27 protein-coding genes and 1 riboswitch are annotated in these 24,039 nt (G+C 40.1%); of the genes, 3 read left to right on the plus strand and 24 right to left on the minus strand.

Features of this window, described 5'->3' with window-relative positions; all coding sequences use genetic code 11:
- Positions 1-10 precede the first annotated feature (10 nt).
- From O3598_RS02910 to O3598_RS02940, 7 genes are all read right to left on the minus strand, one after another.
- Positions 11-1,321 (minus strand): DUF445 domain-containing protein, encoded by a 1,311-nt coding sequence (locus tag O3598_RS02910; protein ID WP_371451702.1) that lies wholly within the window; start codon positions 1,319-1,321, stop codon positions 11-13.
- The gene (locus O3598_RS02915; protein ID WP_060807611.1) at positions 1,318-2,553 is read right to left on the minus strand and encodes a DUF445 domain-containing protein; all 1,236 of its coding nucleotides are present in this window, start codon (positions 2,551-2,553) and stop codon (positions 1,318-1,320) included. Before O3598_RS02915 ends, O3598_RS02910 begins: the two co-directional genes overlap by 4 nt.
- Positions 2,554-2,657: 104 nt before the next feature.
- Entirely contained in the window at positions 2,658-3,359 is a 702-nt protein-coding gene (locus O3598_RS02920; RefSeq protein ID WP_371451704.1) for an MBL fold metallo-hydrolase, read from the minus strand.
- A gap of 350 nt (positions 3,360-3,709) precedes the next feature.
- Positions 3,710-4,066: a winged helix-turn-helix transcriptional regulator gene (locus tag O3598_RS02925; protein ID WP_287543036.1), complete on the minus strand. Its 357-nt coding sequence runs from the start codon at positions 4,064-4,066 to the stop codon at positions 3,710-3,712.
- Positions 4,067-4,342: 276 nt separating this feature from the next.
- A complete protein-coding gene (locus O3598_RS02930; RefSeq protein ID WP_295211259.1) occupies positions 4,343-5,137 on the minus strand; it encodes a hypothetical protein in 795 nt (264 codons plus the stop codon).
- Between the two features lie 173 nt (positions 5,138-5,310).
- Positions 5,311-6,309, minus strand: coding sequence for a phosphate acetyltransferase (gene pta, locus O3598_RS02935; protein WP_005378201.1), 999 nt, complete (start codon positions 6,307-6,309; stop codon positions 5,311-5,313).
- 56 nt (positions 6,310-6,365) lie between these two features.
- Complete coding sequence (locus O3598_RS02940) at positions 6,366-7,580, minus strand: ATP-binding protein (protein ID WP_038124207.1); 1,215 nt, start codon at positions 7,578-7,580, stop codon at positions 6,366-6,368.
- A 381-nt stretch (positions 7,581-7,961) separates the two neighbouring features.
- On the opposite strand from O3598_RS02940, the gene O3598_RS02945 reads away from it, so the two are divergent.
- On the plus strand, positions 7,962-8,639 hold the full coding sequence (locus O3598_RS02945) for a lactate utilization protein (protein ID WP_287532594.1): 678 nt from the start codon (positions 7,962-7,964) through the stop codon (positions 8,637-8,639).
- On the opposite strand, the gene O3598_RS02950 is transcribed toward O3598_RS02945, so the two are convergent.
- Both O3598_RS02950 and O3598_RS02955 read right to left on the minus strand, forming a co-directional pair.
- Positions 8,636-8,938, minus strand: coding sequence for a helix-turn-helix domain-containing protein (locus O3598_RS02950; protein ID WP_005381161.1), 303 nt, complete (start codon positions 8,936-8,938; stop codon positions 8,636-8,638). The genes O3598_RS02945 and O3598_RS02950 overlap by 4 nt on opposite strands.
- 211 nt (positions 8,939-9,149) lie before the next feature.
- Positions 9,150-10,508, minus strand: coding sequence for an NAD(P)-dependent oxidoreductase (locus O3598_RS02955; RefSeq protein WP_005378163.1), 1,359 nt, complete (start codon positions 10,506-10,508; stop codon positions 9,150-9,152).
- 285 nt (positions 10,509-10,793) lie between these two features.
- Here O3598_RS02955 and O3598_RS02960 point away from each other — a divergent pair, with 285 nt between their 5' ends.
- Positions 10,794-11,987, plus strand: a complete 1,194-nt coding sequence (locus tag O3598_RS02960; protein ID WP_038124216.1) for a MalY/PatB family protein — start codon at positions 10,794-10,796, stop codon at positions 11,985-11,987.
- A 74-nt stretch (positions 11,988-12,061) separates the two neighbouring features.
- Here the strand turns inward: O3598_RS02960 and O3598_RS02965 are convergent, their stop codons facing one another.
- From O3598_RS02965 to O3598_RS03005, 9 genes are all read right to left on the minus strand, one after another.
- Positions 12,062-13,618: a DUF438 domain-containing protein gene (locus tag O3598_RS02965; protein ID WP_005381244.1), complete on the minus strand. Its 1,557-nt coding sequence runs from the start codon at positions 13,616-13,618 to the stop codon at positions 12,062-12,064.
- Between the two features lie 249 nt (positions 13,619-13,867).
- Positions 13,868-14,497: a superoxide dismutase gene (locus O3598_RS02970; protein WP_005378042.1), complete on the minus strand. Its 630-nt coding sequence runs from the start codon at positions 14,495-14,497 to the stop codon at positions 13,868-13,870.
- 162 nt (positions 14,498-14,659) lie between these two features.
- Positions 14,660-15,964, minus strand: a complete 1,305-nt coding sequence (thiC, locus tag O3598_RS02975; RefSeq protein WP_005378177.1) for a phosphomethylpyrimidine synthase ThiC — start codon at positions 15,962-15,964, stop codon at positions 14,660-14,662.
- 79 nt (positions 15,965-16,043) lie between these two features.
- A riboswitch (TPP riboswitch) is annotated at positions 16,044-16,150 on the minus strand.
- A gap of 57 nt (positions 16,151-16,207) precedes the next feature.
- Positions 16,208-16,753 carry a cysteine hydrolase family protein gene (locus tag O3598_RS02980; protein ID WP_371451707.1) on the minus strand — a complete coding sequence of 182 codons (546 nt, stop codon included), beginning with the start codon at positions 16,751-16,753 and terminating at the stop codon, positions 16,208-16,210.
- Positions 16,754-16,756: 3 nt separating this feature from the next.
- Entirely contained in the window at positions 16,757-17,269 is a 513-nt protein-coding gene (locus tag O3598_RS02985; protein ID WP_005378081.1) for a phosphatidylglycerophosphatase A family protein, read from the minus strand.
- A 99-nt stretch (positions 17,270-17,368) separates the two neighbouring features.
- Complete coding sequence (locus tag O3598_RS02990; protein WP_005378010.1) at positions 17,369-17,713, minus strand: zinc ribbon domain-containing protein YjdM; 345 nt, start codon at positions 17,711-17,713, stop codon at positions 17,369-17,371.
- Positions 17,714-17,825: 112 nt separating this feature from the next.
- Positions 17,826-18,224: a type II toxin-antitoxin system HicB family antitoxin gene (locus O3598_RS02995; RefSeq protein WP_119982542.1), complete on the minus strand. Its 399-nt coding sequence runs from the start codon at positions 18,222-18,224 to the stop codon at positions 17,826-17,828.
- A 67-nt stretch (positions 18,225-18,291) separates the two neighbouring features.
- Positions 18,292-18,456: a type II toxin-antitoxin system HicA family toxin gene (locus O3598_RS03000; RefSeq protein WP_005384611.1), complete on the minus strand. Its 165-nt coding sequence runs from the start codon at positions 18,454-18,456 to the stop codon at positions 18,292-18,294.
- Between the two features lie 89 nt (positions 18,457-18,545).
- The gene (locus O3598_RS03005) at positions 18,546-18,905 is read right to left on the minus strand and encodes a MerR family transcriptional regulator (protein ID WP_371451709.1); all 360 of its coding nucleotides are present in this window, start codon (positions 18,903-18,905) and stop codon (positions 18,546-18,548) included.
- A 66-nt stretch (positions 18,906-18,971) separates the two neighbouring features.
- On the opposite strand from O3598_RS03005, the gene O3598_RS03010 reads away from it, so the two are divergent.
- Positions 18,972-19,349, plus strand: a complete 378-nt coding sequence (locus O3598_RS03010; RefSeq protein ID WP_172733463.1) for a carboxymuconolactone decarboxylase family protein — start codon at positions 18,972-18,974, stop codon at positions 19,347-19,349.
- An 858-nt stretch (positions 19,350-20,207) separates the two neighbouring features.
- Here O3598_RS03010 and O3598_RS03015 read toward each other — a convergent pair.
- The 6 genes from O3598_RS03015 to O3598_RS03040 all read right to left on the minus strand — a co-directional run bounded on the left by O3598_RS03015 (position 20,208) and on the right by O3598_RS03040 (position 24,026).
- Complete coding sequence (locus O3598_RS03015) at positions 20,208-20,705, minus strand: ECF transporter S component (protein WP_287543045.1); 498 nt, start codon at positions 20,703-20,705, stop codon at positions 20,208-20,210.
- A gap of 112 nt (positions 20,706-20,817) precedes the next feature.
- Positions 20,818-21,111: a DUF2695 domain-containing protein gene (locus O3598_RS03020; protein WP_287543046.1), complete on the minus strand. Its 294-nt coding sequence runs from the start codon at positions 21,109-21,111 to the stop codon at positions 20,818-20,820.
- A 26-nt stretch (positions 21,112-21,137) separates the two neighbouring features.
- Positions 21,138-21,899, minus strand: coding sequence for a leucine-rich repeat domain-containing protein (locus tag O3598_RS03025; protein WP_371451712.1), 762 nt, complete (start codon positions 21,897-21,899; stop codon positions 21,138-21,140).
- Between the two features lie 78 nt (positions 21,900-21,977).
- Entirely contained in the window at positions 21,978-22,484 is a 507-nt protein-coding gene (locus tag O3598_RS03030) for a YfbM family protein (protein ID WP_371451714.1), read from the minus strand.
- Positions 22,485-22,587: 103 nt separating this feature from the next.
- On the minus strand, positions 22,588-23,181 hold the full coding sequence (locus tag O3598_RS03035) for a hypothetical protein (RefSeq protein ID WP_302744660.1): 594 nt from the start codon (positions 23,179-23,181) through the stop codon (positions 22,588-22,590).
- A gap of 38 nt (positions 23,182-23,219) precedes the next feature.
- Positions 23,220-24,026: a hypothetical protein gene (locus tag O3598_RS03040; protein ID WP_227068305.1), complete on the minus strand. Its 807-nt coding sequence runs from the start codon at positions 24,024-24,026 to the stop codon at positions 23,220-23,222.
- Positions 24,027-24,039 lie beyond the last annotated feature (13 nt).

The following is a 24,039-nucleotide window of genomic DNA, read 5'->3' on the forward strand; positions in this document are numbered from 1 at the left end:
GACAAGGTATTTAACCGAGTAAAGCTAATAATGGTACATAGACGTACTCAAGAAAACTCCATACCACAAGGCCAGCTACGGCACCTACAATGGCACCATTAATACGAATCCAGCTGAGGTCATCCTCTACCTTAGACTCGATAAAGTAGATAAATTTATCGGTGCTAAGTCCGCCTAATACTTGGCGTATGATGGTTTCGATGAGATCATACCCTTGTTCTAGCACATACCGTGCAATATCGTGGAGGGTAGTTTCAATGCGATTGCGAAGATCTTCAGATTGACCATATACATTCCAAAGTTCAAGGGCGATATTCACAAGAACTTGAGCTGGCGTTTCGCCATTTTCATCGCCTTCAACAAGCAACTCCTCAACGTATGGACATAAATGGTTCTCGATGATAGATTCCCAATCTTGTTCTCGTATCCAACGTTCCCAAGCCTCATCGAGAGCATCGCAGACCACATGATTTTCCTCTATGTGGCGAATCGGATCTACCCACTGACGAAGCCATGCTGTCCGCTCAGGGCTATTAGGGCGTTTCCAGTTTTCCAACATAGCATACGCCTCTGTTACAATGGCTTCTGCCATCTCACGATAATTAACAACATCAGTGGCCTCGGACAAGGAAATCAAGAAATCAGAAAGGAAGCCCTTTCGTTTTTTCTTATGCGCTTCCTCTGCAACTACGGCCGTTAGCCACGTAACCATAGCTGGATGGTTAATACGCTCTTGAATCACATTCAAGACCTGTACAACCATGCCTTCATAGCGATTGTGTTCACATAAATCAAGTAATACATGCTTTAACACAGGTACGAGGGAATGTTTTTCTAACAATGCACGAATGCGCTTAGCCCCCCACTGTGCCCATTCCTCAGTTGTTTGAGATTTCCATAACAAATGTAATCCCTGATGAATGACAAGGCGTGCGGCCCGCTGTCCCTCTGGAGATAGTAGGAATTTTTCAAATAAAGGTACGAATTGTACCTTGCCTAATAGCACTTGGCAACGATCTCGCGTTAGCATCTTCGTTTCCACCAGCTTAATTACACCATTGATCAGGCGTTCCTTATTGCGAGGAATCAAAGCCGTATGATACGGAAATCCTAAAGGTTTACGGAATAATGCAGTCACGGCAAACCAGTCCGCCACACTACCGATAAGAGCAGATTGTACTGCCCAATAGAGTGGCTGATACCAGCTTTCATCATCAAAGAAAAACTGGCCTACAAAAACAAAACAATAGAGCACGAACATCAAGCCAAAGATTCCATTGGCTCGCTGTTTCAAGGTAAGCGATTTAATATATCGTATCATCCGATCACCCCCTTAATGAGGAGGGTAAGGCCGTAGAACAGCCCGCCGAGGACGGCCCCCACAAGTGAGCCATTGATACGAACCATTTGTAAATCATAATACATTTTACCGCGTATAATGTGCGTAATCTCGTCCGGTGAATAACGAGATAGTTCTTCGCCCACCACACGATCGATAAGAGGGTTCAATTTTTGTAGCCATGGAATGCTACGCAACAAGAAGAATCGTTCAAACGGCGCTTGTTTTTCAGGATTTAGAAGTATTTCACTGCCGAGCACGTTAAATCGTTCGAGCACAATATCCATGAGGCGCACCCAATCGAGCGTATCCCCATCGATGAGCTTGCCTTCCCATTCTTCGAGGACCATTTTGACCCATTGGTCCTTATGTTCTTCGATGAAAGCCTGCCATTCCTCATTAGTTTCCAAATTATTGAAAAATCTGATGGCCTGCCCCCATATATAGCGTCCCAATGGCGAATCGATATCTTCGTTATCTTGTAAAAACTGAACTGCTTTTTTCTGTACCGTATCAACTAATCGTTCAGGTGAAAGCCCATCACCACCAAAGGCAATGGCTAGTTCACGCATAAATGAATCCTTAGTATAGGTTTTCATAATGTCTAGCATGACGCGATACAAATATGGATACACCTGATTTGACGCGATAACACGTTGACAAGTTCGGTTAAAATAAAGCCAAAATACACTAGCTGTATGGCGCTCTAGCATGCAACGCCCGAATAGAATAACGAGAGGTGTGGCCTTCCAATTGGATACCCCTTTATAAACAGCCTTATTAATCTCCTTACGCATCGGCTCAATATCCATATGGGATAATACCTGATTGCCAACACCGTATAAGAGTTCTCTCATCTGTTTTTGCCCTACATCACTCATGCCATATTCGATGATACGCACCATAACGCGTTCTCGTTTGATGGCATAGTACATTTGTGGCACCCGAAGTAATTCTTCGCTGAGCATGGTCCGGCCAATCTGTATTAACCGTTCTTTACTACGCGGCAAGATAGCCGTTTTGAAAGGAATACCTAAAGGCTTTGTAAAGAGCGCTGTCACTGCATACCAATCCGCCAAACCGCCAATCATCGCGGCCCCCGAAACGTGCATGATAAACGCCCACAGTGCATCGTGCCTATGAGGGTATGAAATTAAAAATATGATAGCCATGACAACCAACAGGGTGGTTGCCACTGGTTTAGTTTTCATCATCACTTGATCCTAACTTACTCAATTACGTATATAGACTCTCCCCATACAACGTAGTGACCACATAGGTCACGAACTTTCACGAACTACAAACTGTGAAAGTATATTTAGAATGTGCATTCATCGCCATCTTTTTGAGGCTCCCATACAGGAACATCGCCAAAGAGAGCTTTAAAATACACGGATGGCGCCCATAGTGGACCATTTAGATGCATAGGAATAAACGCCTTTTTCACCTGCACGCGGCGTAAGAATTCAATAGCACCCCATTCCATGGCATCTTCTAAACGATTATCTACAGGGAACATCGCCACATCTACGGATAGACCTTCTAGTTCCTTAAATTCACGCCAAGCCATGCGTTTTGCATCCGCATTATTCTCCGGCGTATCGCCAAGCCAATGCCACCAGTTAAGGTCACCCGCATGGAATATGGAGTCAGAGTCGATATTTGCAGTATCCGTTTTTACATAGAAAGAACCGCCTTCGTCGGTGCTACCGTACATATGAACCCCTACATCATCGAGATTTGCATCTTGGCCAGGTCGCATGGTAATGCATTTTCTTACCTTACCTTCTAATGGCACATCTTGATGGCAAATATAACGCGTTTGAGGCCCATCAAATTCCGTAATAGACGGATTAAAATGATCTGCATGGCTGTGACTAATAAAAAACCACAATTCACGGCCACGCTTTGCCAATTGCCAAACAATATTGTTTGGATCCTTATAATAATCAAACACATAGCAGCGCTTGCCATCATCTACGAGAAAGCCGCTGTGTGCGAGAAATGTTACATCTAACATCGTTATCAATACCTCTACACTATTGAGAATTTATATCATTCGTATTCTTTATTATACCATATTTTTCTATATACGTTTGTGTAAAGGAAGGCCCTATTTCCAAAAAGCCTCCACCGGCCAGGTCTGTCCCTACGGGACAGGGCCAAAGTCGTTTTTTGAAAACAGGGCCTTCCTACACCCAGTACATTAGAGATATTTAGGTATAATAAAGAATACGAATTTTGTTTAGCGACAAAAGTCGATTTTTAGGGAGTAGGTTCGTCTACATAAAACTCTATCCGAATTTAGGTATAATAAAGAATACAAATTGATTTTAGGAAAACAGGGATAAGAAATGCCGCTGGCATTTCTTATATGCGGCCAGCGGCTTTCATATAGTCGATATATTGGTTACCCCAGTTTTCAAGGGATGCTAAAACAGTCTTAAACCCTGCCCCCACTTCGGTAAGGCTATATTCAACCTTTGGTGGAATAGTACCGTATACTTCGCGATGTACAAGGCCATCATCCTCCATTTGACGCAACGCTCTAGTAAGTGTTGCTTGTGTAATTGGGTATAAGCGGCGCTCTAATTCACGGAAACGCACAGGACCTTCGGCTAATTCGTGCATGATCAATAAAGACCATTTACCGGCTAATAACTTTTGACTCGTTGCAAAGGGACATCTGCCCACTAAGTCATGAACATTTACGAGTTGCTCTGCCATTGTAATCCTCCTGTTCTGTGTATTTTACATTATTCAAATCATATCACAAATTTATCGTATTGCAATCATTTTATAGTATCATTTTTTAGGGTACAAAGCTTTTTGAATTTTTTTCAATTAGTATTCAACACTGATTCTCTATACACGAAAGAACCGCTAGTAAAAACTAGCGGTTCTTTCGGTATCTTATTTCATATTTACTATATTAGTAATACAGTCTTTTACGCTACATAGTTCCTGAACAAAAGTTTCTATGTTAGCGGATTTTATCAGATGTTATCCCAATAATGTTTTCACATCATAGTTAAATTTAGCGGTTGTTTCAGCAGCTGTTTTCTGCCATTCTGTAGGTGCTGTACCGTCTTTTTCAAGGAAGAATCCAGAGTCAAGGTAGCGAATGATGATATAGTTAGAATCCTTTTGATCAAACCAGTTACCACGACTGAAGTCGATACCATGACCTGTGTTACGTGTTACGATAGCTTCTAATAATGGCAACGTAATGGCATTCAAGGTGATTTTCATATCACATTTGTCGAAAATCTTTTTGAAGAAGGAACTAGGTTTTTCTTCTTTATAGACTAACAATTTACTAATTGTACCATTAGATGCACATATTACGCGGCGAATTTCATTAATAGGGATATCAATCTTACCATTTGAGATAACACCATTTTTAATGGTGATTTCTCGTTTCCCCATGTAGGAGTAATCAAGTGGCAATTGAAGGGTATCTAAATTTGCAGGGAATTCCGCTGTCAATTTATGGCGAGTAAAGGCAGCAATGATTGCTTTTGTTTCGCGGATATTGTGACCAGCATTAGATTCTGTACGGTCCGTATCTAAATCTTGGCCTTTTATATTTTTCCAATTATGGTCTCTAAACATAATCGTATAGTTACTATTTGAATTTAGATATCTTGTAAGATATAGCTCATTTACATCTTCAAAATCAATGTCAGTTATAACCTTTCCATTTGCATCTTTGCAAAGTACACCATTGTAACTAATAGTTAATATACGACCTTTATCTTCAAATGTAACAGGATTTGTGTCGAATACAGAAATCATAATTCTCTCCTTCTATACTTTCACAAGTATGATGATTACTATACACAAAATATATTGTTAATTTTATTATATACTAACCAGAATTGAAACACAAAAAGCTGGCTCATAGAGCCAGCTTTCAGCATATCAAATCATATATGACATATGTTTATATATAATTGTATGAGTAACTATTAGATGCTTTCAACAGCAGCGATAGCAGCAACGTCTACAACGTCTTGAGCGGAGCAGCCACGGGAAAGGTCATGAACTGGTTTAGCCAAACCTTGAATCAATGGGCCAAGAGCGTCAGCACCGGAGAAGCGTTGTACCAATTTGTAACCAATGTTAGCAGCTTGAAGATCAGGGAAAATCAAGATGTTAGCTTTACCAGCTACGTTGGAACCAGGAGCTTTCTTTTCTGCTACGGAAGGAACGATGGAAGCGTCCAATTGTAATTCGCCATCGAATTTGAAGTCAACGTTGCGTTCTTTCAAGATGTTAACAGCTTCAACCACTTTGTCTACTTCTGGAGTAGAAGCGGAACCTTTTGTGGAGAAGGATAACATGGATACGCGAGGATCAGCCATGCCAACAACTTTGCGAGCTTTTTCTACAGTGGATTCTGCGATATCAGCCAATTGTTCGCTAGTTGGGTTAGGCAATACGCCGCAGTCGGAGAATACGAGCATACCGTCGTCGCCATATTCTTTTTTGCTTGTGAACATGAACATGGAAGAAGATACAGTTTTAAGACCTGGTTTAGTACCTACAACTTGTAATGCAGCACGCAATACGTTTGCAGTTGGGCAACCGGAACCAGCAACCATGCCATCTACTGCGCCAAGACGAACAAGCATAGCACCGAAGAATAAGCAGTCACCTTTCATAGTTGCGTCAGCTTTTTCAGGAGTCATACCTTTTTTAGCGCGCAATTCTACGAATGTATCAACCATTTCTTGGTAACGATCGTAGTTAGCTGGATCGATGATTTCAGCACCTTCTACGGATACGCCAACAGCTTTAGCAGCTTCTGCGATTTCAGCTGGGTTACCTACTAATACAGGTGTTACGAAACCTTCTTTCAAAATGATTTCAGTTGCTTTCAATACGCGTTCATCTTTGTATTCTGGCAACACGATTTTTTTACCTAATGGTTTTACTTGGTCTTTTAATTTTTGAATTAAATCCACGATTTTTGCCTCCTTAACATTGGCTTATGCCATATCAATACTATTATTATAGCAATTTAATAGCTCTCTAACAACCATTCTAAAACATTTCGTTGTTGAATTCCGTCATAATTTGCATTTTTATTTAATTCATCCAATGTAAGTAAAAACTTTGGATATTGGTCTTGTACAGCCTTAAGAGGTGCGAGCTCACGATTTAGCGTATTAGGATCTAACACAGTTTCGCTTACCTGATAGTATTCTGTAACACCCGCTTTTTGTGCAACAAAGTCAATTTCACCCTTAGCTAATTGGCCTACATATACAGTATATCCACGACGAATGAGTTCAAGAAAAACGATATTCTCTAAAATATGTCCTGTATCACGACTCGCGTTGCCAACTAATAGATTACGTAATGTTGCATCCACACAGTAGTACTTTGCATTTATACGCAATAATTCTTTACCGCGCACATCATAACGATTAACCTTATATAGCAACAAGCTATCTTGCAAGCCTTGTAAATATCGTTCTACCGTTTTATTATCTATTTTTCTACCGGCGCTAACGAGCGAATTTGCAATCTTATTAGGTGAAAGCAAACTACCTATGTTAGACATAATATATCTCACAATATCTTGTAAGATTGTAACATCACTAATCTTCAATCGAGCCACAACATCATGTAATAATAAGGTATTGTATAGGCCTCGTAGATATTCTTGTATATCAAAATCTTCGCCCCCTAATTGTTGCGTATAAGGGAATGAGCTTTCACGAAGATAGGACTCATAGGCAGGAATTAAAGAGTACTGATTACCATCGTATTTGCTATGGTAAAACTCACTAAAGGACAGTGGTAACATCTGAATTTCCACATATCGTCCAGTTAGTAGCGTAGCGATATCGGATGACATAAAGTATGCATTGGATCCCGTAATATATAAATCTGTATTTTCTTTTACAAACAAGCTATCTACGACGCGATGAAACTGATCAACGTGCTGAATTTCATCAAGGAAAATATAATTCATTTCATCAGGCTGCATACGCTCTAAAATATATTGATACAGCGCATGATAATCTCGTAAATGCTCATATTCTAGTTCTTCAAAATTAATGGATATTATCTGTTCAGGTTTAACGCCTTCCGATAACAGCTCATCCTTAAATAGCCTAAATAACGTAGATTTCCCACAACGACGTATCCCAGAGACAACCTTAACAATAGGCCGATTCCGATTACGTCGTAAAAAATCTAGATATCCTTGGCGCTGAATTAATTTCATAAGGGCCTCCTCATCTATGTACGTTCTCATAGATGGAACCCTCTTATTAGTATTGTCAAATATCATATCGACTACCTAATAACTCTGGATTCCATTCCAACTTTATATTAATTTTATCATAAAATTGGATTTCATTCCAAAGTTTTACTATTTAGTGTTCAAATATGGATTCTATTCCAATGTTTTATACAAAGAACATTCTATACTATCAGTATCATTCTTTTACCTAAAAACAGAGTCTCCTTATGTTGAATAACCACCACATAAAACAGTACAATACTAGTAATAGAAATACTGTATTACTTAGAAAATAATCTTTACCTTACATTACTTCGAAAATACTGTTTACCTCACTAGTTTATATGTAATATGGGAGGACTCATGGCCAACACAGACACAACAATCAATGCAGTTATCAATCCTCAAATCAACGATGCCCCCATCGATATAGAGAAAACCATCAAAGCCTTAGAACGCAACAACTTCGTGGTCCATTATTTTGAAACAGGCGCTGACGCAGTGGCCTATTTACAGTCTCGCATTCAACATAAACGAGTGGCTATCGGTGATTCACGCACCTTATTGGAACTCAAGGTTCATGATGCTTTGTCCCAGGTCAACGATGACATAACAGATATTCAGCGACCTCTTCCTGGTGAAAGTTTCCGCGATACAGCGCTACGCACCATGGGGCGCGATGTATTTTTAACCTCTGTTAACGCCTTAGCGCAAACGGGTGAAATGGTCAACATCGATGGTACTGGCAACCGTGTAGCGGCCTCTCTATTCGGATCACAAGAGGTCTTTTTCGTACTAGGACGTAACAAAATTACGCCTGACTTGGCCTCTGCCATCTACCGGGCGCGCAATGTGGCGGCACCACTGAACAGCAAAAAAAATAAAAAAAGTTCCCTCAATCCTTGTGCCAAGCTAGAAGAAAAATGCTACGACTGTGGTTCGCCTGACAGGATTTGTAATGCCTTAACGATTTATTACAAGAAAATGCGCAACATGCAAACCATGGAGGTTATTATCATCAACGTGGATTTAGGATTTTAATGAAATTCTATATGTCGATGTTCTATGCCGTGAAAGTCGATAAAGCCTAAGTCAGGGCCTCCAAAAAATGTATCTAAGGGCATATTATCAAAGCCATTGACTATCCTACACAGCGTAGATATACGAGGGTCTATATTCCCCTTTTCCAGCCCGCTAATATAGGACTGTAACAATCCCGTTCGCTTAGCTAACTCTTGTTGAGTTATATGATAGTGGCGGCGCCATAAGAGAATGAGAACGCCTAAGTGTTGGATAGCCTTTTCTGACTGTGTTTCACTACATACGATATCATACGTCATAGAAACCTCACTTTCTATACTATCCTTAATAACAACTCTTTGCCTCCACAATACGGCAACCAATTAAGAGGGGCCATAGCAACTTGAATTGTGATGACATATAATAGAAAATCCCTTGCGATACATTCATATCGCAAGGGATTTTTATTCATATTATGTTATAAAATTATGCTTAAACATACATACATGTATATTCTTGTACATAAAAATCTTATTTATTCTCTTCTGCAATAGCCATAGCACGTTTGATTTCCATGTATTTAACCATGCCATCAACGGCTTTTTTAGCTTCGCGCATAGCGAGTACTACAGTGGCTGGTTTATGTACTACGTCACCACCGGCGAATACACCTTCACGGCTCGTCATGCCGTATGGTTCTTCGGATGTAAGAATATAACCTTTTTCATCAACACGGAGGTTATTGCCTTCACCAACGAGGCGTGCATTAGGTTTATGACCAGCAGCGATGATGATTTTATCTACAGGCATAACTTGGTATTTACCTGTACCATGGATACCAGCACCATCTTCATTAAGGGCCATCACTTCGTATTTAAAGCCTTCTACCTTGTCTGTACCTTCTACACCAACTGGAGAAGCGAACCATTGGAATTGAACTCCTTCGGCACGAGCTTCTTCGTATTCGGATAATAATGCAGGCATTTGTTCTTGGCTACGGCGATAGGCTACAGTGACGGATTCACAGCCTAAACGTACACATGTACGAGCCGCATCCATCGCTACGTTACCGCCGCCGATGATAACAACGCGGTCTCCTTTTTTCACAGGAATCGCTTTTTCTTCAAGCTCACCATTTTCTACAAGTTGTACATTTGTTAACAAGTACATCGCTTGGAATACGCCTGTAATTTGATCGTTTTCCATGCGAACTTCTTGAGGAATATGCGTACCAGTACCGATGAAGATAGTATCAAATCCTTCGGCGAATAAATCATCTAGGGATTTGTCTTGACCGATAAATGTATTACATACGAATTTAACGCCTAAACCTTCAAGACGAGCGATTTCACGGCGTACAACGGATTTGGACAAACGGAATTCTGGAATACCGAATAATAATACGCCACCTGGTTCGGATTGACCTTCAAATACGGTTACATCATAACCTAGTTTCGCTACGTCACCTGCAACGGATAAGCCCGCAGGGCCAGAACCAACAACGGCCACTTTGCCAAGATCTTGTTTAATTTTCTTAGGTTTGCGCAATTCATTGATGCTTTCAAAATCAGCAGCAAAACGTTCTAATTTGCCGATGTTGATAGGCGGTTTCTTAGCCTTATTCATGATGCAGTTACCTTCGCATTGATTTTCACGAGGGCACACGCGACCACAAATAGCTGGCAAGTTTGTACGTTCCGCCAAGATATCATTGGCTAAACCAAAGTTACCGTGCGCGATGGCTTGGATAAAACGAGGAATTTCGTTTTCAATAGGACAACCCATACGGCACAAAGGTTTTGGACAGTTTAGACAGCGTTTCGCCTCAGCGAGCGCCTCCTCCATCGTATAATCCGCATCAAAATGAAGTGGTTTTAATTCGTTACTCATGGCACATGCCTCCTAACAAGGATCCAGTACTATACTTATACAGCGTTGCATGCACCTAAGCTGTCCGATGAGCCCTCTCACATAGGGACGCCGCCACATGCTGCTAACATTTATCTTTTGTAACCATTCGATAGACGTGTGGTCACTGGTGAGACACACACTATTCTATAGTACATTTTAAATTGTGAAAGCGAGCTCCGTCAAGAAGCTGAGCTACAATATGCTTATTTTATATACATTTATTGCTATAATACATACATAAGGCAACATAAATGAGGTATTCCTATGAACACTACAGAATTTACTGAAACATACTACATAGACCGCCGCGGTTCTCATTCCCGCAAATGGGACGGCGAATATTTAAAATTTAGTCGCACCGACCTACTACCACTCTGGGTGGCAGATATGGACTTTATAACACCACCATGCATACAAGAGGCCATTTGTAACTATGTAACAAACAATCCTCTAGGTTATACCATGACAAATCCAAATTATATAGAAGCTGTCATACATTGGCACAAACGCCGTCACAACTGCACTATTGAACAAGACTGGATCACTAGCGCCCCCAATGTTATTACCGGTATCATGTGGTGTATTGGGGCTTTCACCAAACCAAACGATGCCATTACAGTCCTTACGCCCGTGTACGGAGCCTTCGATGCCCGTGCCAATGATGCAAACAGACACATCGTTGCAGTGCCATTACATCGCACGACGACCAATGGATATACTGTTGATTACGATGCATTCGAGTCCGCCATTAGTCAAAACGATGTGAAGGTTTTCATCCACTGCAATCCCCATAATCCTGTGGGACACGTGTGGACCGAAGAAGAAATGGACCGATTATTTAGCATTTGTCAGCGTCACAATGTGCTCATCATAAGCGACGAAATCCATCAAGACCTTATTACCGGTTCCACACCATTTACGCCCGCACTATCCGTATCCAACGGTCATTATGCAGACCATATGATAACCATGTCATCTGTGTCAAAATCGTTTAACATGGCCAGCTTACATCAGGCGGAAGTGATGATTCCCAACGAGACATTACGCACTCAATATAACGCCTATAAGGCGCAAGTGTACCACACGGATGCAGATGTCATCGCAGAAACGGCTATCACTGCGGCCTATACCCATCCAGAGGCAGAGGCGTGGCTAGACGATGTATGCGCTGTCATCCGCGAAAACTACGAATATCTATGCGATGAACTACTCTCAGCCCTACCAAAGCTTCGCATCAGCCCTATGGACGGCACCTATTTGGCGTGGATAGATTTCGGTGCCTATGTAAAACCTGAAGATATGCACGACCTATTCGAACATCAATGCCGTATCGCGCCAAGCTTTGGCGAATGGTTTGGCGGTAAAAACTACGCCACCTTTGTACGAGTTAACTTAGCCACGAGCCTAGCTAATATCAAAACAGCTACGCACAGCATCATCGACCATATCCGTTCTTAGTCCTACGTATAAAGAGGCTGCTCTAGCATCAGTTCTAGAGCAGCCTTTTGTCATATTTTCGTATATAGGATTTCTTATTTAGATCTTGCGAAATGGTCCTTTGCAAATTGCATATCTTGTACGAGTTCCAATGTGCCAAGGTATTTCTTATTTTTGTCGCGAACCGCCATGTAGTTTACATAGAATGGACGGCCTTGTTTTTCAAGCCATACGGCCACATTATCGCGATCCCCTTTACGGAAGGAATCGATGATACCGCGCACGATAGGTTCTACCTTAGGTGGATGACAGGAGAATACATCGCGACCGATTGCCGTAGTAGGGCGTTTAAAGACCTTTTCGCCGTCGTTAAAATAACGGTTAATGTCTTCATGGTCAACGAAAGTTACTTCCATAGGCATTGTGTTAAGCATAGCATCGAGTTGATCTACAGTTAACGTACCACCAATTAAACCGATGGTATTGTCATCACCACTTGATTTTCTAGTTTGTGTAGCTAATGCCGCATCAGCCTCTGGCCAAGCAATGCGTTTTACACCAAAGATTTCCTCATATTGTGCAGTATCCTTATAGATTTGGTACCAATCTTGAGTTGTAAAGTTTTCCGCACAGATAGGGAACAAGATATTTTGTTCTTTGTAGATCATTTCTTGAGCACGTGTAAGAAGCTCATCAAAACGTCTATACCAATCATCTACACTTTGACTAGATTTTGCCAAATCACCCAATTGGTCTCGAATATCGCCATCAACAGTCCACATAACCATGGATGGGCCACCGATAGCATAATCCACCTTTAATTTTGGATATAACAAATCGCCTTTTTTAGCATAGTGAACGGATAATTGACGCACTCTATTTACATCATCAACGGTTGCCGTTTTATCGGCCACTTTAGGACGAAGCTCTTCAATCAAATCATTAAGCGCCTTATTTTCTTCCGTCATTTGGTTGAGCGGATGGCCTATCGTTTCTACAAGCGTTGTTACCGTTTGTTTCTTATCTTGAGCTTCTAAAGCAGCCTCAACCTTCGCATGCTCTTCTTCCATTTGTTCATGAATGGTAGAACCGTGGAACAAAGCGGAATGAAGGTCGCATAATTGTTGTACCTCTTCTAGAGGTGTACCTTCGCGCATAAGGCCTTGTTCAGCTTTCATGATTTCACTGGCTTCTACATGTTTAAATTGGCTGGCAAAATCTTTGCGCACATCGCCAAGGGCTTCCCCTGTACCTAAGCGTTTTAAGAAGCCTTTTAATTGCTCTACCCGTTCGCTATCGGGTACAGTATCCTCTGCGTTAGCTTCTGTATTTTCACTAGCCTTAGGTTCCTCATCTTGAGTGGCTGGTGCCTCAACAGGAACATCCTTAGCAGATGCTACATCATCACCGTGTAGGTTGGGCATATCACCTTCTAATGTAAAACCAGCTTTCATAAAGGCCCCTACAATATCCATCATAGAGATGCCCTTCATCTTAGCCCCTTTAGGGATAGTCATAATTTTGCCAACGGAATGGAGCATCACCTTATTGGTAATTTCTGTGAAGCCCAATCCTTTCATAATATCTATAACCTCTGGATATTCTTGTACCAAATCATATACGGATTTTGATAAATCTAATTTCTTTTCCATTTTGATCCCCTCGTGTCAAAAATATTGTTTATTGCTTATGTTAGTAGCCTCTATACGTTTTCGTATATGAGGTAATTTACATTCCGAAAGGTCATCTTTAATAACCTATAATTCTATGATAAACGATATCGATTAGAAAATCTGTATCCATGGCTATACTTTTGAAAGTTATTCAAAAAAATAACGAATAGATGACAAATCAATCCATAAATTGGACATAGATGTATCATCTATTCGTTAACAATCATCTTATTGATGATGAGGTTGCAATGCTTTTTCGTAGTTTTCAGCGACTGCATCCCAGTTGATAACACGGAAGAATTCCTTAATATAATCTGGGCGACGATTTTGGTAATGCAAGTAATATGCATGTTCCCATACATCTAAACAAAGAATGGCAGTTTTACCTTCCAAAAGAGGATTATCTTGATTAGCCGTAGAGGTTACTTCTAGTTTGCCATCCTTGTTGACCACTAGCCAAGCCCAGCCAGAGCCAAATCGTGTTGCCGCCGCTTGGGAGAAGCTTTCAACAAAAGCATCATATCCGCCTAAATCAGCATCGATAGCATCCTTCAAAGGGCCTTGCAATTTAGATGTATCAGGTTTTGTCATGATATCCCAAAACATGGTGTGGTTTTTATGACCCCCACCATTGTTGATAACCGCTTGACGGATATCCTCTGGCACATTGGCAATATCGCCGAGAATACAATCTACGCAACCATAGGCAAGATCCGGGTATTTAGCGATGGCTGCATTCAAATTATTAACATACGCTTGGTGATGCTTATCATGATGCAGTTTCATCGTCTCTGCATCGATAACAGGTTCTAGATAATCATAAGCATATGGTAATGGTGCGAGTTCGAAAGGTTTCATAATAGTCCTCCTTTTAATTAGGGCACGAACGATATCTTAACTAGTATCGTTCTTGTGAAAGCGATTCGATGCACCTGCATCGGTATTTCATTGATATGAATTATCATTCTTTGCATATTGTACTATCTATATAGATAAACGTCAATATATGACCAACATTTATTACAGAATATCAATATATTCGCTATTCAAAGCCTTATTCATGCTACGAACAGCACAGAATTTACCACACATACTACAAGTTTCACTATGCCCCTCCTCTGGAGCTCGGCTTTCACGAATATTGCGAGCACGTTGAGGATCAAGTGCACACGCATATTGCGCCTCCCAATCTAGTACGCGTCTAGCATCAGCCATCGCATCATCCTTATCACGGGCACCTGGTATGCCACGTGCTATATCCGCTGCATGGGCTGCTATTTTGAAAGCCATAATACCTTCTTTCACATCGTCTGCATTAGGCAATGCCAAATGCTCTGCCGGCGTTACATAACAAAGAAAGGACGCCCCATGCATGCCCGCCACAGCACCACCAATGGCAGCTGTTATATGATCATAGCCAGGTGCAATATCTGTCACCAATGGGCCTAACACATAAAACGGAGCTCCGCCACATAGCGTTTCCTCAATTTCCATATTCGCTTGAATTTGGTTAAGTGGCACATGACCTGGGCCTTCAATAATCACTTGCACACCTTTAGCTCGAGCGCGTTTAGTCAATTCACCAAGTCGTACCAGTTCTTCAATTTGACATACATCCGTAGCATCTGCTAAACAGCCTGGTCGACAAGCATCACCCAAAGAAATAGTTACATCATACTCACGGCAAATATCTAAAATATCATCAAAATGTTCATAGAATGGGTTTTCCTTACCCGTCATGCTCATCCATGCAAAGATAAGACTACCACCACGGCTAACGATGTTGAGTCTACGTTTATGCTTTTTAATTTGCTCAATAGTTTGACGCGTAATACCACAATGTAAGGTTACAAAGTCCACCCCATCCTCTGCATGGAGACGGATAGTATCTAAGAAATCCTCAGCAGTAAGTTCTGCCAAATCCCGTTGATGATGTATAACGCTGTCATATACTGGTACAGTACCAATCATGGCTTTACATTCGCTAGTTAATTTTCGTCTAAAAATACGTGTATCACCATGAGTAGATAAATCCATAATCGATTCAGCACCAAGTTGAATCGCCCAATTTACCTTTTCTATTTCACTATCATAATCGGTAACGTCTCTGGATGTGCCAAGATTCACATTTATTTTCGTGCGCAATGCTTTACCGATGCCCTCTGGATCGATACAAGTATGATTCTTATTACAGGGAATAACAACTTGTCCTAAAGCAACTAGCGCTCGCAATTGCTCTACATCCATGCGTTCCTTTTCTGCTACAATTTTCATCGCATCCGTAACAAAGCCTTTTTGTGCGGCTTCCAATTGAGTGTAAAACATAATATGTCCTCCTATTGAATAAAACCTTTTAGCTTTGTACACAAGAAAAAGGGTATCGATATAATATGATCGATACCCTTGAATGGTTTTGCGTGCTTCCTACGCGGGCATGATCCCGATCAGGTCAAAGGTCAGGTGCTAACAGCCCTTTCTCAGCCTATCTCATAGGCTCCCTTGCATACTCTGCTATGTAATTGTGTATAGCATATCACTATTTAACTAATATTTCAATCTATACCTCTATTACAAATCATTAGCTACTTCAATCTGACATTGACGCATAGTTAATAATGCTGCTTCATGGCTTTCCTCAGTAACTCCTGCACAGCAATTAGGATCTACATGAATAGGAACCTCTGGCAAGCCAGCTTTCAACAATATGGCATTCGACACAACGCACACATCTGTGCAAACACCGACTAAGGTTATGCTTTCAATAGGCTCTGCTGCATTCATACCTTGCAAGCGCGTAACCAATTCAGAGGATCCAAAATTAGGTTTATCAATGATAAAGTACGGATGGATGGTATTGCGTTTTTCTGCGGCCGTAATGAGGCTCTCCATAATTTGCCAACCAATTGTATCTTTCACACAATGCACAACTGGCAAATGCTGACCTTCTTGGCTTTCAAGATAATTAGTATCGTGAGTATCTCGTGTAAAAATAACTGGTCCATCAAAGGATGCAATTTTTTGACGTACAGTATCCACGATGGCCTGAGCCTCTGGAGAACCAAGAGAGCCATCCACAAAATCATGTTGCATATCAATTACGACTAAAACGTTCATGTTCTATCCCTCCACAACGACATGGTGCACCCGATTCGGCGTATTATGGGCAATGCGACCTGCTGCAGCGGCCGCCACGGCACCAACTAAATCATCAAGAAACGTATTGCAGTGACTATCAACTTGACTATCTAGATTTTTAACAATGCCCGGTTTTACCTTATCAATATAACCATAGTTCGTAAATCCAATAGATCCGTATAAATTCACAATGGATAAAGCGAGGATTTCATCAATGCCAAACAACGCTTCATCACGAGTCATGATACTTTGTAATGGCTCAGATAATTTCTTCTGCTCCGCCAATCTATCCAATTCTATGCCCGTAATGATGGCATTTTGTGTTTCTCGTTTTTCAAGTACGGCCTGTACACTCTCTACGCACTCATCCATCGTCAAATCAGGAATATATGGTTGTTGAATCATCATCACAATATCTGCAATGTCCTGAACGGTAACGCCTCGTTCCTTTAATAAATTATACGTACACGCCTTTAATTCCTCCTGAGATATCATAATTGCTCCTCAAAATTATACAAATTTACGTAACACATTATACCTTGATTATACCACGAAAAAATCCCTACCGACGTTCTATCAGTAGGGATTCCATGATTAGATTTTCTTAACCATTTCAGATTTCAATGCCATCGCACCAAAACCATCGATTTTACAATCGATATCGTGTCCGTCGCTCGCATCAGAAATGAGGCGAATGTTTTTAACACGCGTACCTTGTTTCAATACGCCAGCGCCTTTTACTTTGAGGTCTTTTACAACAACAACGGTATCGCCATCAGCTAGTTCATTGCCGTTAGCATCGCGAATGATACCTGCTTCAGCTGCAGCTTGTGCGTCAGCCGCTGTCCATTCATTGCCACACATAGGGCAGATAAACATATGACCATCTTCGTATGTGTACTCATCGCCGCACTTAGGGCAGTTAGGTAAATTTGCCATTTAAATCTCCTTTTTCACTACATAATGAAAGTATTATACATTTATCCCTTCTTTGAAACGCTCGTAAATTTAGATTTAATTAATCTAAGCACATCATCTATAAATATTTATACTATATTAGTTCTAGTTCTTGCTTTAAAGCTCGTTGTAAAATTTGTGAAAAATTAAGTTGTTTCTCTTCTGCTTTATGATTTAACCAGCTTGGGATTGTGAGAGTCTTTTTTACAGCCTTGTTATCTGTTCTTTTTAAATACTCTTCTTCGTCCCATTTTACTAAATCTATAAACTCCCCTTCATTACATTTAATATCGATTGGATTACTTGCTTTTGGAAATTCCTCGCCATCCTCACTCAATGAATATAAATAAATACCTAGTGCATCTTCAGCCATCTCTACCGCTTCACATAAAGTATCACCTTCAGTTACGCAGCCTAATAAATCTGGAAAACTTACCGTATATCCATTTTCACCGTCTGTACTAAATACAGCTGGGTACATTTCCTTTCTCATTATTTCCTCCTATCTAGACATTCAGCTTGTGATTATCTTAACTCCACCATTTTATCTTGATAGGGGGCTATTTAAGCCCCGCTTGCTTCAAGATTGTTTGTAATGTTTTAGGTTTTAAATCTTCTTTATGTAGTGCTATAGTCACTCGCCCATTTTTTGTTGGATGTTTTAATATATGATGTGAACCTCTAACTCTATCAATATACCAACCATCCTTTGTTAAAACCTTCATTAACTCTTTTGGTGTGGTCAAACTTTAATCACCGTCCTTTTATATTTTTGATTTATATATATATTAATACGTATTTATACGTATGTCAATTATTTGTAATCTTGATTCAAAAGATGTTCATACAACTCTAACTTATCTTCTAGATTATTCTTATAGCCTTCCAATCGTTTAATTTCGGTCTCAATAAACCGATAATGGTCTTGCAACAGAGTCATTCTTTCATGGACCGTATGAGATCCGGCATACCTTAAATCCGCATACCGCTTGATATTCGCAAGTGGCATTCCCATATCTTTCAGGCGTTTAATAAACTGCACAAACCCCACATCCTCCGCATGATAATTGCGAATGCCGTTCTGCCGCTCAATGTGAAGGAACCCTTGATCCTCATAATATTGTAATGTAGAAATAGACAGTCCCACCAATTTTGAAAATTCACCAATTTTCATACTTTCACCACCTTGACCTCAAGTATACTCGAGCATATATCATACGTCTAGACGGAGGTAATAATTATGAAAGAAACACGTTTTAACATCGGTATGAACACATTGAAACAAATTGACGGGCTGCACGGCGAGGAGGTGTATAACACAATTCAAGAGATTTCACCGGCCATAGCCGATTTATTGGTCGAGCTGTTCGGCGACATCTACACGCGCCCCAACCTGGATTTCAAGGAACGGGAACTGATTACGCTCGCATCCCTGTTAACGCTGGGCGGTTGCGAGGCACAGCTGAAAGTACACACCAATGCGGCACTCAATGTCGGTATCGCGCCCGAGCAAATCGTAGAGATCTGTACCCACTGCATCCCCTATGCGGGATTTCCACGCGTGCTGAACGCACTGTTTACGGTGAAAGCGGTCTTTGAAGAACGAAACATACTGTAATTAAGGAACGACCGCAACAAAAAATCTATTACTAAATATTAGTCTATTTATAACTAACAAAGGGAGACTCTTGATGGAGCCTCCCTTTTATTCTTGTACAAGTTGTACGAAATTAATTCGTATTTTTCAATATTTAAAATCCGCTATATATTAATAACGAAAGAGCCATTAACGTGAGTTAGGTAAAAAATAAACCTAACGTTTAAGACTAAGTACTGCAATACTTAGACACGTTAGGTTTATCAAATTCTTGTTTCTTTGATGAGCCTAACGCCTAGAACACGTTAACTGGCTCTTTTGTACTTATAATATAGTCTGAATTCTAGAGACTGTCAATTTACCACTCTTATTCGAATTGACTATATAGGTTAACCTCTTTATAATGTAATAAAGAGATAGTCGACGAGTGGTTCCGTCAGGCTCATCCCAAAACATTATAAAACATGCAGAAATGGCCTTTCGTTTTCAGCTACCAGTTGGTAACGAAGGGCTATTTGTCGTTATTACGACAAATCAGCACTATCAATGCTCCAAAGGAAATAACTACAGTTAAAATCCCAAGGACAATCATAATGATTTCGTAGGCACTCATAGGCTTCACCCCCTTCAAAGAAAAAGGGCGACCCAACCTCGTCGACTATCTTAATTACATTATATATCGAACTTATGTTTTATTCAATAAATAATATTAATACAAACTAAGCCAAAAAATAAACCTAACGCGACTAAGTACTGCAATACTTAGACACGTTAGGTTTATCAAATTTCTCAATTCTTTGATGAGCCTAACGCCTAGAACACGTTAACTGGCTCTTTTGTACTTATAGTATAGTCTGAATTCTAGAGACTGTCAATTTACTACCCCAGGCGTTTACGCAAGATAGCATAGAGAATCATGCTAATAATAACGCTCATAACGGCTTGAATGGTATTGGTCACAATACTAGCAATGGCTACGCCTGGATCGAATACAAAGTATTCAGCGATAAAGTAGCCTGCTACGATAACAATACCACCTAGAATAGTTGCCGCTAAGGCAGAGGTAGTTGTCTTGTTGTTATAGACAGTACCGACAAGATAGCCTTCAATGCCTTTCACCACAAAGGTGATTGGAACAAAGACTGCGTAGCCGAGGAATAAATCAGCTAACGCTGGGCCGATAGCACCGATATAGGCGCCATATTTTCGACCTAATAATAAAGCGGATGTCATGATAACGACATCTCCAACATTGAAATAGCCGCGTATGCCAGGTACTGGAATTTTCGTATACATTGTAAGCAATGTAGCGAGGGCAATCAATACGGCTGTGAGTACTAACGCGGATGTAGTACTGCGGGTTTGAACGTGTTGCATAGCGTCCTCCTTATAAAGAAAATAGGCATGTGAATAATTACATCACATGCCTATACTATAAACCTTTATGGTAACACTTGTAAATAAAAGGAATTAACTATAGAAAATACTATTAACGGTACTCTTCAAAACGTTCCTCTACATTGTAGAGAACCTCGCAATCACAACCGCCACCTTCGTTGATAATCCAATCTAGTACGCTTTCAACATCTATGCTCTGCTTTTCCAAAAATTCTCTTGTGAAAGTCAAACTATGGTCGCAACCGTCATTCACCTCTAATTTCTCGTCTACATAGTCAAAGAGATTCCAAAACAACTCTTCGTCCATAGGTAAGCTATCTTGAAAATTCTGTTTTTCTTTAGCTTTATAGTCTTTCAATAATTCCTTTTTACGTGCTTTGTCCATTGTAATTATTGCCTTTTCATAATTTATTACTCATATAATTCCGGTCGTTCTAATACAGTGCCATACTTCAACTTTGGTAATTTAATTAATTGAGGATACAGCTGTTTAACCTCTTTACAAGATTTTAACGTAAGATGTTCTAGATTATGGAGTTCTAAAATTGGAGAATAGTCTGTATCCATCACTTTAGCTGTCAAGAAGCTAAAGAATCGCAGCTGTTTCATATGACGTAGAAATCTCAATGATTGCACCTTAAGAATTTTAGGAGCGGCGAAGTCACCTTCTAAGGCAAGACTTTCAAGATGTTTTAGATTAGCTAATGGCGTATAATCATCAATTTGTTGAAAGTTCTCAATCGACAGAGCCACTAAATTTTCTAATTTTGATATAGGCTCCAAACTCGATACGCTTCTACCGGATCCAATGTGTAAATATTTTAGTTCTTGTAATTTCTCTAATTTTGAAATATCTGGATAGACACCCCATTTTATATATAATTTTTTGAGTTTCCGTTGGGTACATACCGCATCAAATAAATCCTGTGGCATTCTTGTGCAAAACATTAGCTCTGTAAAAGTATCTGGATTCTCTAGTAAAAAACTACACCACTCCATCCAAATTCGCTTCTTAGCTTTAGAAGAATACCCTTCATCTAACTGTGTGCAATTAATAATTAATTTATCTTCGCCATCATATTCAGAGACCTCTACAACAGATTTAGGCCGTGCGTCATCCTTATGATAGTAGTCAAATCCATATTTAATTTGCTTTTCTGTTAACACTGCCATGTTACAATTCCTCTTCTTCGCCAGTCGCATAATCAGTTTGGCTATAACTAGATCCATAGCCAACAAATTTTAACGACCTTAGCAAATCGATACAAGCACATGCCCATTAGCCTCTAGCACTTGTTTATAAAAGCGTTTCATTTGTTCAAAATCGTGAAGAATTTCGTCTTTGATTTCTTCCTCTTCTTCTTCATAGTCCCAGATATTTGGATACAATTTCGCTTCTTTGCAGGCTTTCATATCAAAAGATTCGAGTGCACTTTCAATATCAAATTGATCTAGAGCTGCCACAATATTGGCTAAATGATTGTGTTCTGTATATGCTACATAGTCTGATATATCCTCAACAGCCATTACGCCTAGTACCGCTTGGCTAAGAGGATTTTTATCGTCTTTATGGTCAGTGCCCACACCAGTTAGCACAAAATGGAGTACATCCCACATCTTGTCGATATCGAGCAATAACTCATCGTCGTCATTCCACTCTTCAACGCTTTCAAGAATTTCCTCTTCTTCTGAGCCCATGGCTTTAAGCTCTTTTAAATTTACATCGCTTAAACAGCTATAATTAGCAATTAGTCCCATAGTCTAAACCCTCCGTAGATAACTAGTAATCTAGAATCTCCCTAGATATTTAATAATCTATGATTTCTATAAACATTTAATAGAATATAACCTCCATAGATTATTAGTGGTCAATCTCTGTCAGTAGTTCTAGCAATTTTCCCTCTTCTTCGTTAGCTGCATCCAATAAGGGCTTACCAAGTAAAAGCACTTGCAGTGAGTAGTAATAGAAGCTAAAGAACAGGTCATCCGGAAATACCTCTTCTTCCTCATATCTGAGAATATCTTCGTCTTCATCGTATTCTTCAGACCAAAGATACTCTTCGTTGAGCATATCCGCAAAACTCGGTAGTGGATCTGCATGTTCTAGCATAAGACCATCTCTAATACACTCAGCAATAATTATGAATAATTCAGCTAATTCTTTTACTAAATATCTTGCGATCTCATTATGGCCTTGTTCTTCAACGGCTTTTTTAAAAATACGTAATAGAAAAATCAATGCAAAGGGCGTAGCATGCCATAAAGTCGATTGATGCTCAATGTTTTGGGCTAGCTCTTCACCTGCCACATCAATGGCATCAACGTCCTTCATATCCCACAACACCTCAAGATGAGCAGGAAAATCTGTGGCACGGCCGTAAGTTGTGGTCAAACGATGCCAGGGTATGTCACTGACTTTCACAGTTTCTATATATTGTTTCGTCACAGTATCCATTAAATTTACACCTTTATAGTAACGCATTCTCCCGAAGATTATTTCTGAATAACCTCTTTCACCAGTTCATAGGTGTCTATGAGACGCAGTTTTCCTAGCCTAGGATTATCTACAATCTCCTCATAGATATCTTCCAACGTGCCTGCTGGTGCTAGTGTCCACAGCTTGCACGGATATAGCTCAACGGTTCCGATGATTTCTAAATTTTCTAGCAATAGGCCTAGGTCCTTATGATTAAACCAACAGTCGGTATCGATAGCGAAATTTGTATTGTCTTTCCGGCAGGCGATTTTACTATTTAAAAACTGCTCCATTGTAGGTTTTTCTTTTTGTAAAAGCCGCGTACAGGCCAAATGGTACTCGATTTTCCGCGGTGATTGATCCACGTCAGATACAAAAATAGCTCCATACTCGTTTTCAAACTTAACAGCTAATACGTCGCCCACCTTAAAATGAGGTTCTCGCTTTATTTTAGATTTACGAACCTTTAGAGGCTTTGGATTTTCACTTTGTAGTTGTACGGCTAATGTATCTAACACCTTTTGACGTTGTTTAAGCGCCTTACTATCAATTTCTAGCCAAAACTCATGAGCGCCCTTCGCGATTATGTCTAATGCTTTCTCTTTGATATCCTGCGATAAATGACCTATCTTCCACAGCGAATAGGCTACGGCAGTCCAATAAATTTCTGTATAGAATTCGTCAGTGCAAAAATTCTGCTCTTCAGCCAAAATCTCCGAAACAATTGTATCAATACTAGTGCCATCTCTATAGCGCTCAACAATCAAATTATAAATATCATGGCCATCATCACTATCTATGATTTTTACTCCATCAATAGCCATATGATTCTCCTTT

It is taken from the genome of Veillonella atypica, from assembly GCF_041431435.1.
Taxonomy (GTDB): domain Bacteria; phylum Bacillota; class Negativicutes; order Veillonellales; family Veillonellaceae; genus Veillonella; species Veillonella atypica.

Excerpts from the sequence above, each read along its gene's own strand:
- O3598_RS02910 (WP_371451702.1), bottom strand. The coding sequence starts at position 1,321 with ATGATACGATATATTAAATCGCTTACCTTGAAACAGCGAGCCAATGGA.
- O3598_RS02915 (WP_060807611.1), bottom strand. The coding sequence starts at position 2,553 with ATGATGAAAACTAAACCAGTGGCAACCACCCTGTTGGTTGTCATGGCT.
- O3598_RS02920 (WP_371451704.1), bottom strand. The coding sequence starts at position 3,359 with ATGTTAGATGTAACATTTCTCGCACACAGCGGCTTTCTCGTAGATGAT.
- O3598_RS02925 (WP_287543036.1), bottom strand. The coding sequence starts at position 4,066 with ATGGCAGAGCAACTCGTAAATGTTCATGACTTAGTGGGCAGATGTCCC.
- O3598_RS02930 (WP_295211259.1), bottom strand. The coding sequence starts at position 5,137 with ATGATTTCTGTATTCGACACAAATCCTGTTACATTTGAAGATAAAGGT.
- O3598_RS02940 (WP_038124207.1), bottom strand. The coding sequence starts at position 7,580 with ATGAAATTAATTCAGCGCCAAGGATATCTAGATTTTTTACGACGTAAT.
- O3598_RS02945 (WP_287532594.1), top strand. The coding sequence starts at position 7,962 with ATGGCCAACACAGACACAACAATCAATGCAGTTATCAATCCTCAAATC.
- O3598_RS02950 (WP_005381161.1), bottom strand. The coding sequence starts at position 8,938 with ATGACGTATGATATCGTATGTAGTGAAACACAGTCAGAAAAGGCTATC.
- O3598_RS02955 (WP_005378163.1), bottom strand. The coding sequence starts at position 10,508 with ATGAGTAACGAATTAAAACCACTTCATTTTGATGCGGATTATACGATG.
- O3598_RS02960 (WP_038124216.1), top strand. The coding sequence starts at position 10,794 with ATGAACACTACAGAATTTACTGAAACATACTACATAGACCGCCGCGGT.
- O3598_RS02965 (WP_005381244.1), bottom strand. The coding sequence starts at position 13,618 with ATGGAAAAGAAATTAGATTTATCAAAATCCGTATATGATTTGGTACAA.
- O3598_RS02970 (WP_005378042.1), bottom strand. The coding sequence starts at position 14,497 with ATGAAACCTTTCGAACTCGCACCATTACCATATGCTTATGATTATCTA.
- thiC (WP_005378177.1), bottom strand. The coding sequence starts at position 15,964 with ATGTTTTACACTCAATTGGAAGCCGCACAAAAAGGCTTTGTTACGGAT.
- O3598_RS02980 (WP_371451707.1), bottom strand. The coding sequence starts at position 16,753 with ATGAACGTTTTAGTCGTAATTGATATGCAACATGATTTTGTGGATGGC.
- O3598_RS02985 (WP_005378081.1), bottom strand. The coding sequence starts at position 17,269 with ATGATATCTCAGGAGGAATTAAAGGCGTGTACGTATAATTTATTAAAG.
- O3598_RS02990 (WP_005378010.1), bottom strand. The coding sequence starts at position 17,713 with ATGGCAAATTTACCTAACTGCCCTAAGTGCGGCGATGAGTACACATAC.
- O3598_RS02995 (WP_119982542.1), bottom strand. The coding sequence starts at position 18,224 with ATGAGAAAGGAAATGTACCCAGCTGTATTTAGTACAGACGGTGAAAAT.
- O3598_RS03000 (WP_005384611.1), bottom strand. The coding sequence starts at position 18,456 with ATGAAGGTTTTAACAAAGGATGGTTGGTATATTGATAGAGTTAGAGGT.
- O3598_RS03005 (WP_371451709.1), bottom strand. The coding sequence starts at position 18,905 with ATGAAAATTGGTGAATTTTCAAAATTGGTGGGACTGTCTATTTCTACA.
- O3598_RS03010 (WP_172733463.1), top strand. The coding sequence starts at position 18,972 with ATGAAAGAAACACGTTTTAACATCGGTATGAACACATTGAAACAAATT.
- O3598_RS03015 (WP_287543045.1), bottom strand. The coding sequence starts at position 20,705 with ATGCAACACGTTCAAACCCGCAGTACTACATCCGCGTTAGTACTCACA.
- O3598_RS03020 (WP_287543046.1), bottom strand. The coding sequence starts at position 21,111 with ATGGACAAAGCACGTAAAAAGGAATTATTGAAAGACTATAAAGCTAAA.
- O3598_RS03025 (WP_371451712.1), bottom strand. The coding sequence starts at position 21,899 with ATGGCAGTGTTAACAGAAAAGCAAATTAAATATGGATTTGACTACTAT.
- O3598_RS03030 (WP_371451714.1), bottom strand. The coding sequence starts at position 22,484 with ATGGGACTAATTGCTAATTATAGCTGTTTAAGCGATGTAAATTTAAAA.
- O3598_RS03035 (WP_302744660.1), bottom strand. The coding sequence starts at position 23,181 with ATGGATACTGTGACGAAACAATATATAGAAACTGTGAAAGTCAGTGAC.
- O3598_RS03040 (WP_227068305.1), bottom strand. The coding sequence starts at position 24,026 with ATGGCTATTGATGGAGTAAAAATCATAGATAGTGATGATGGCCATGAT.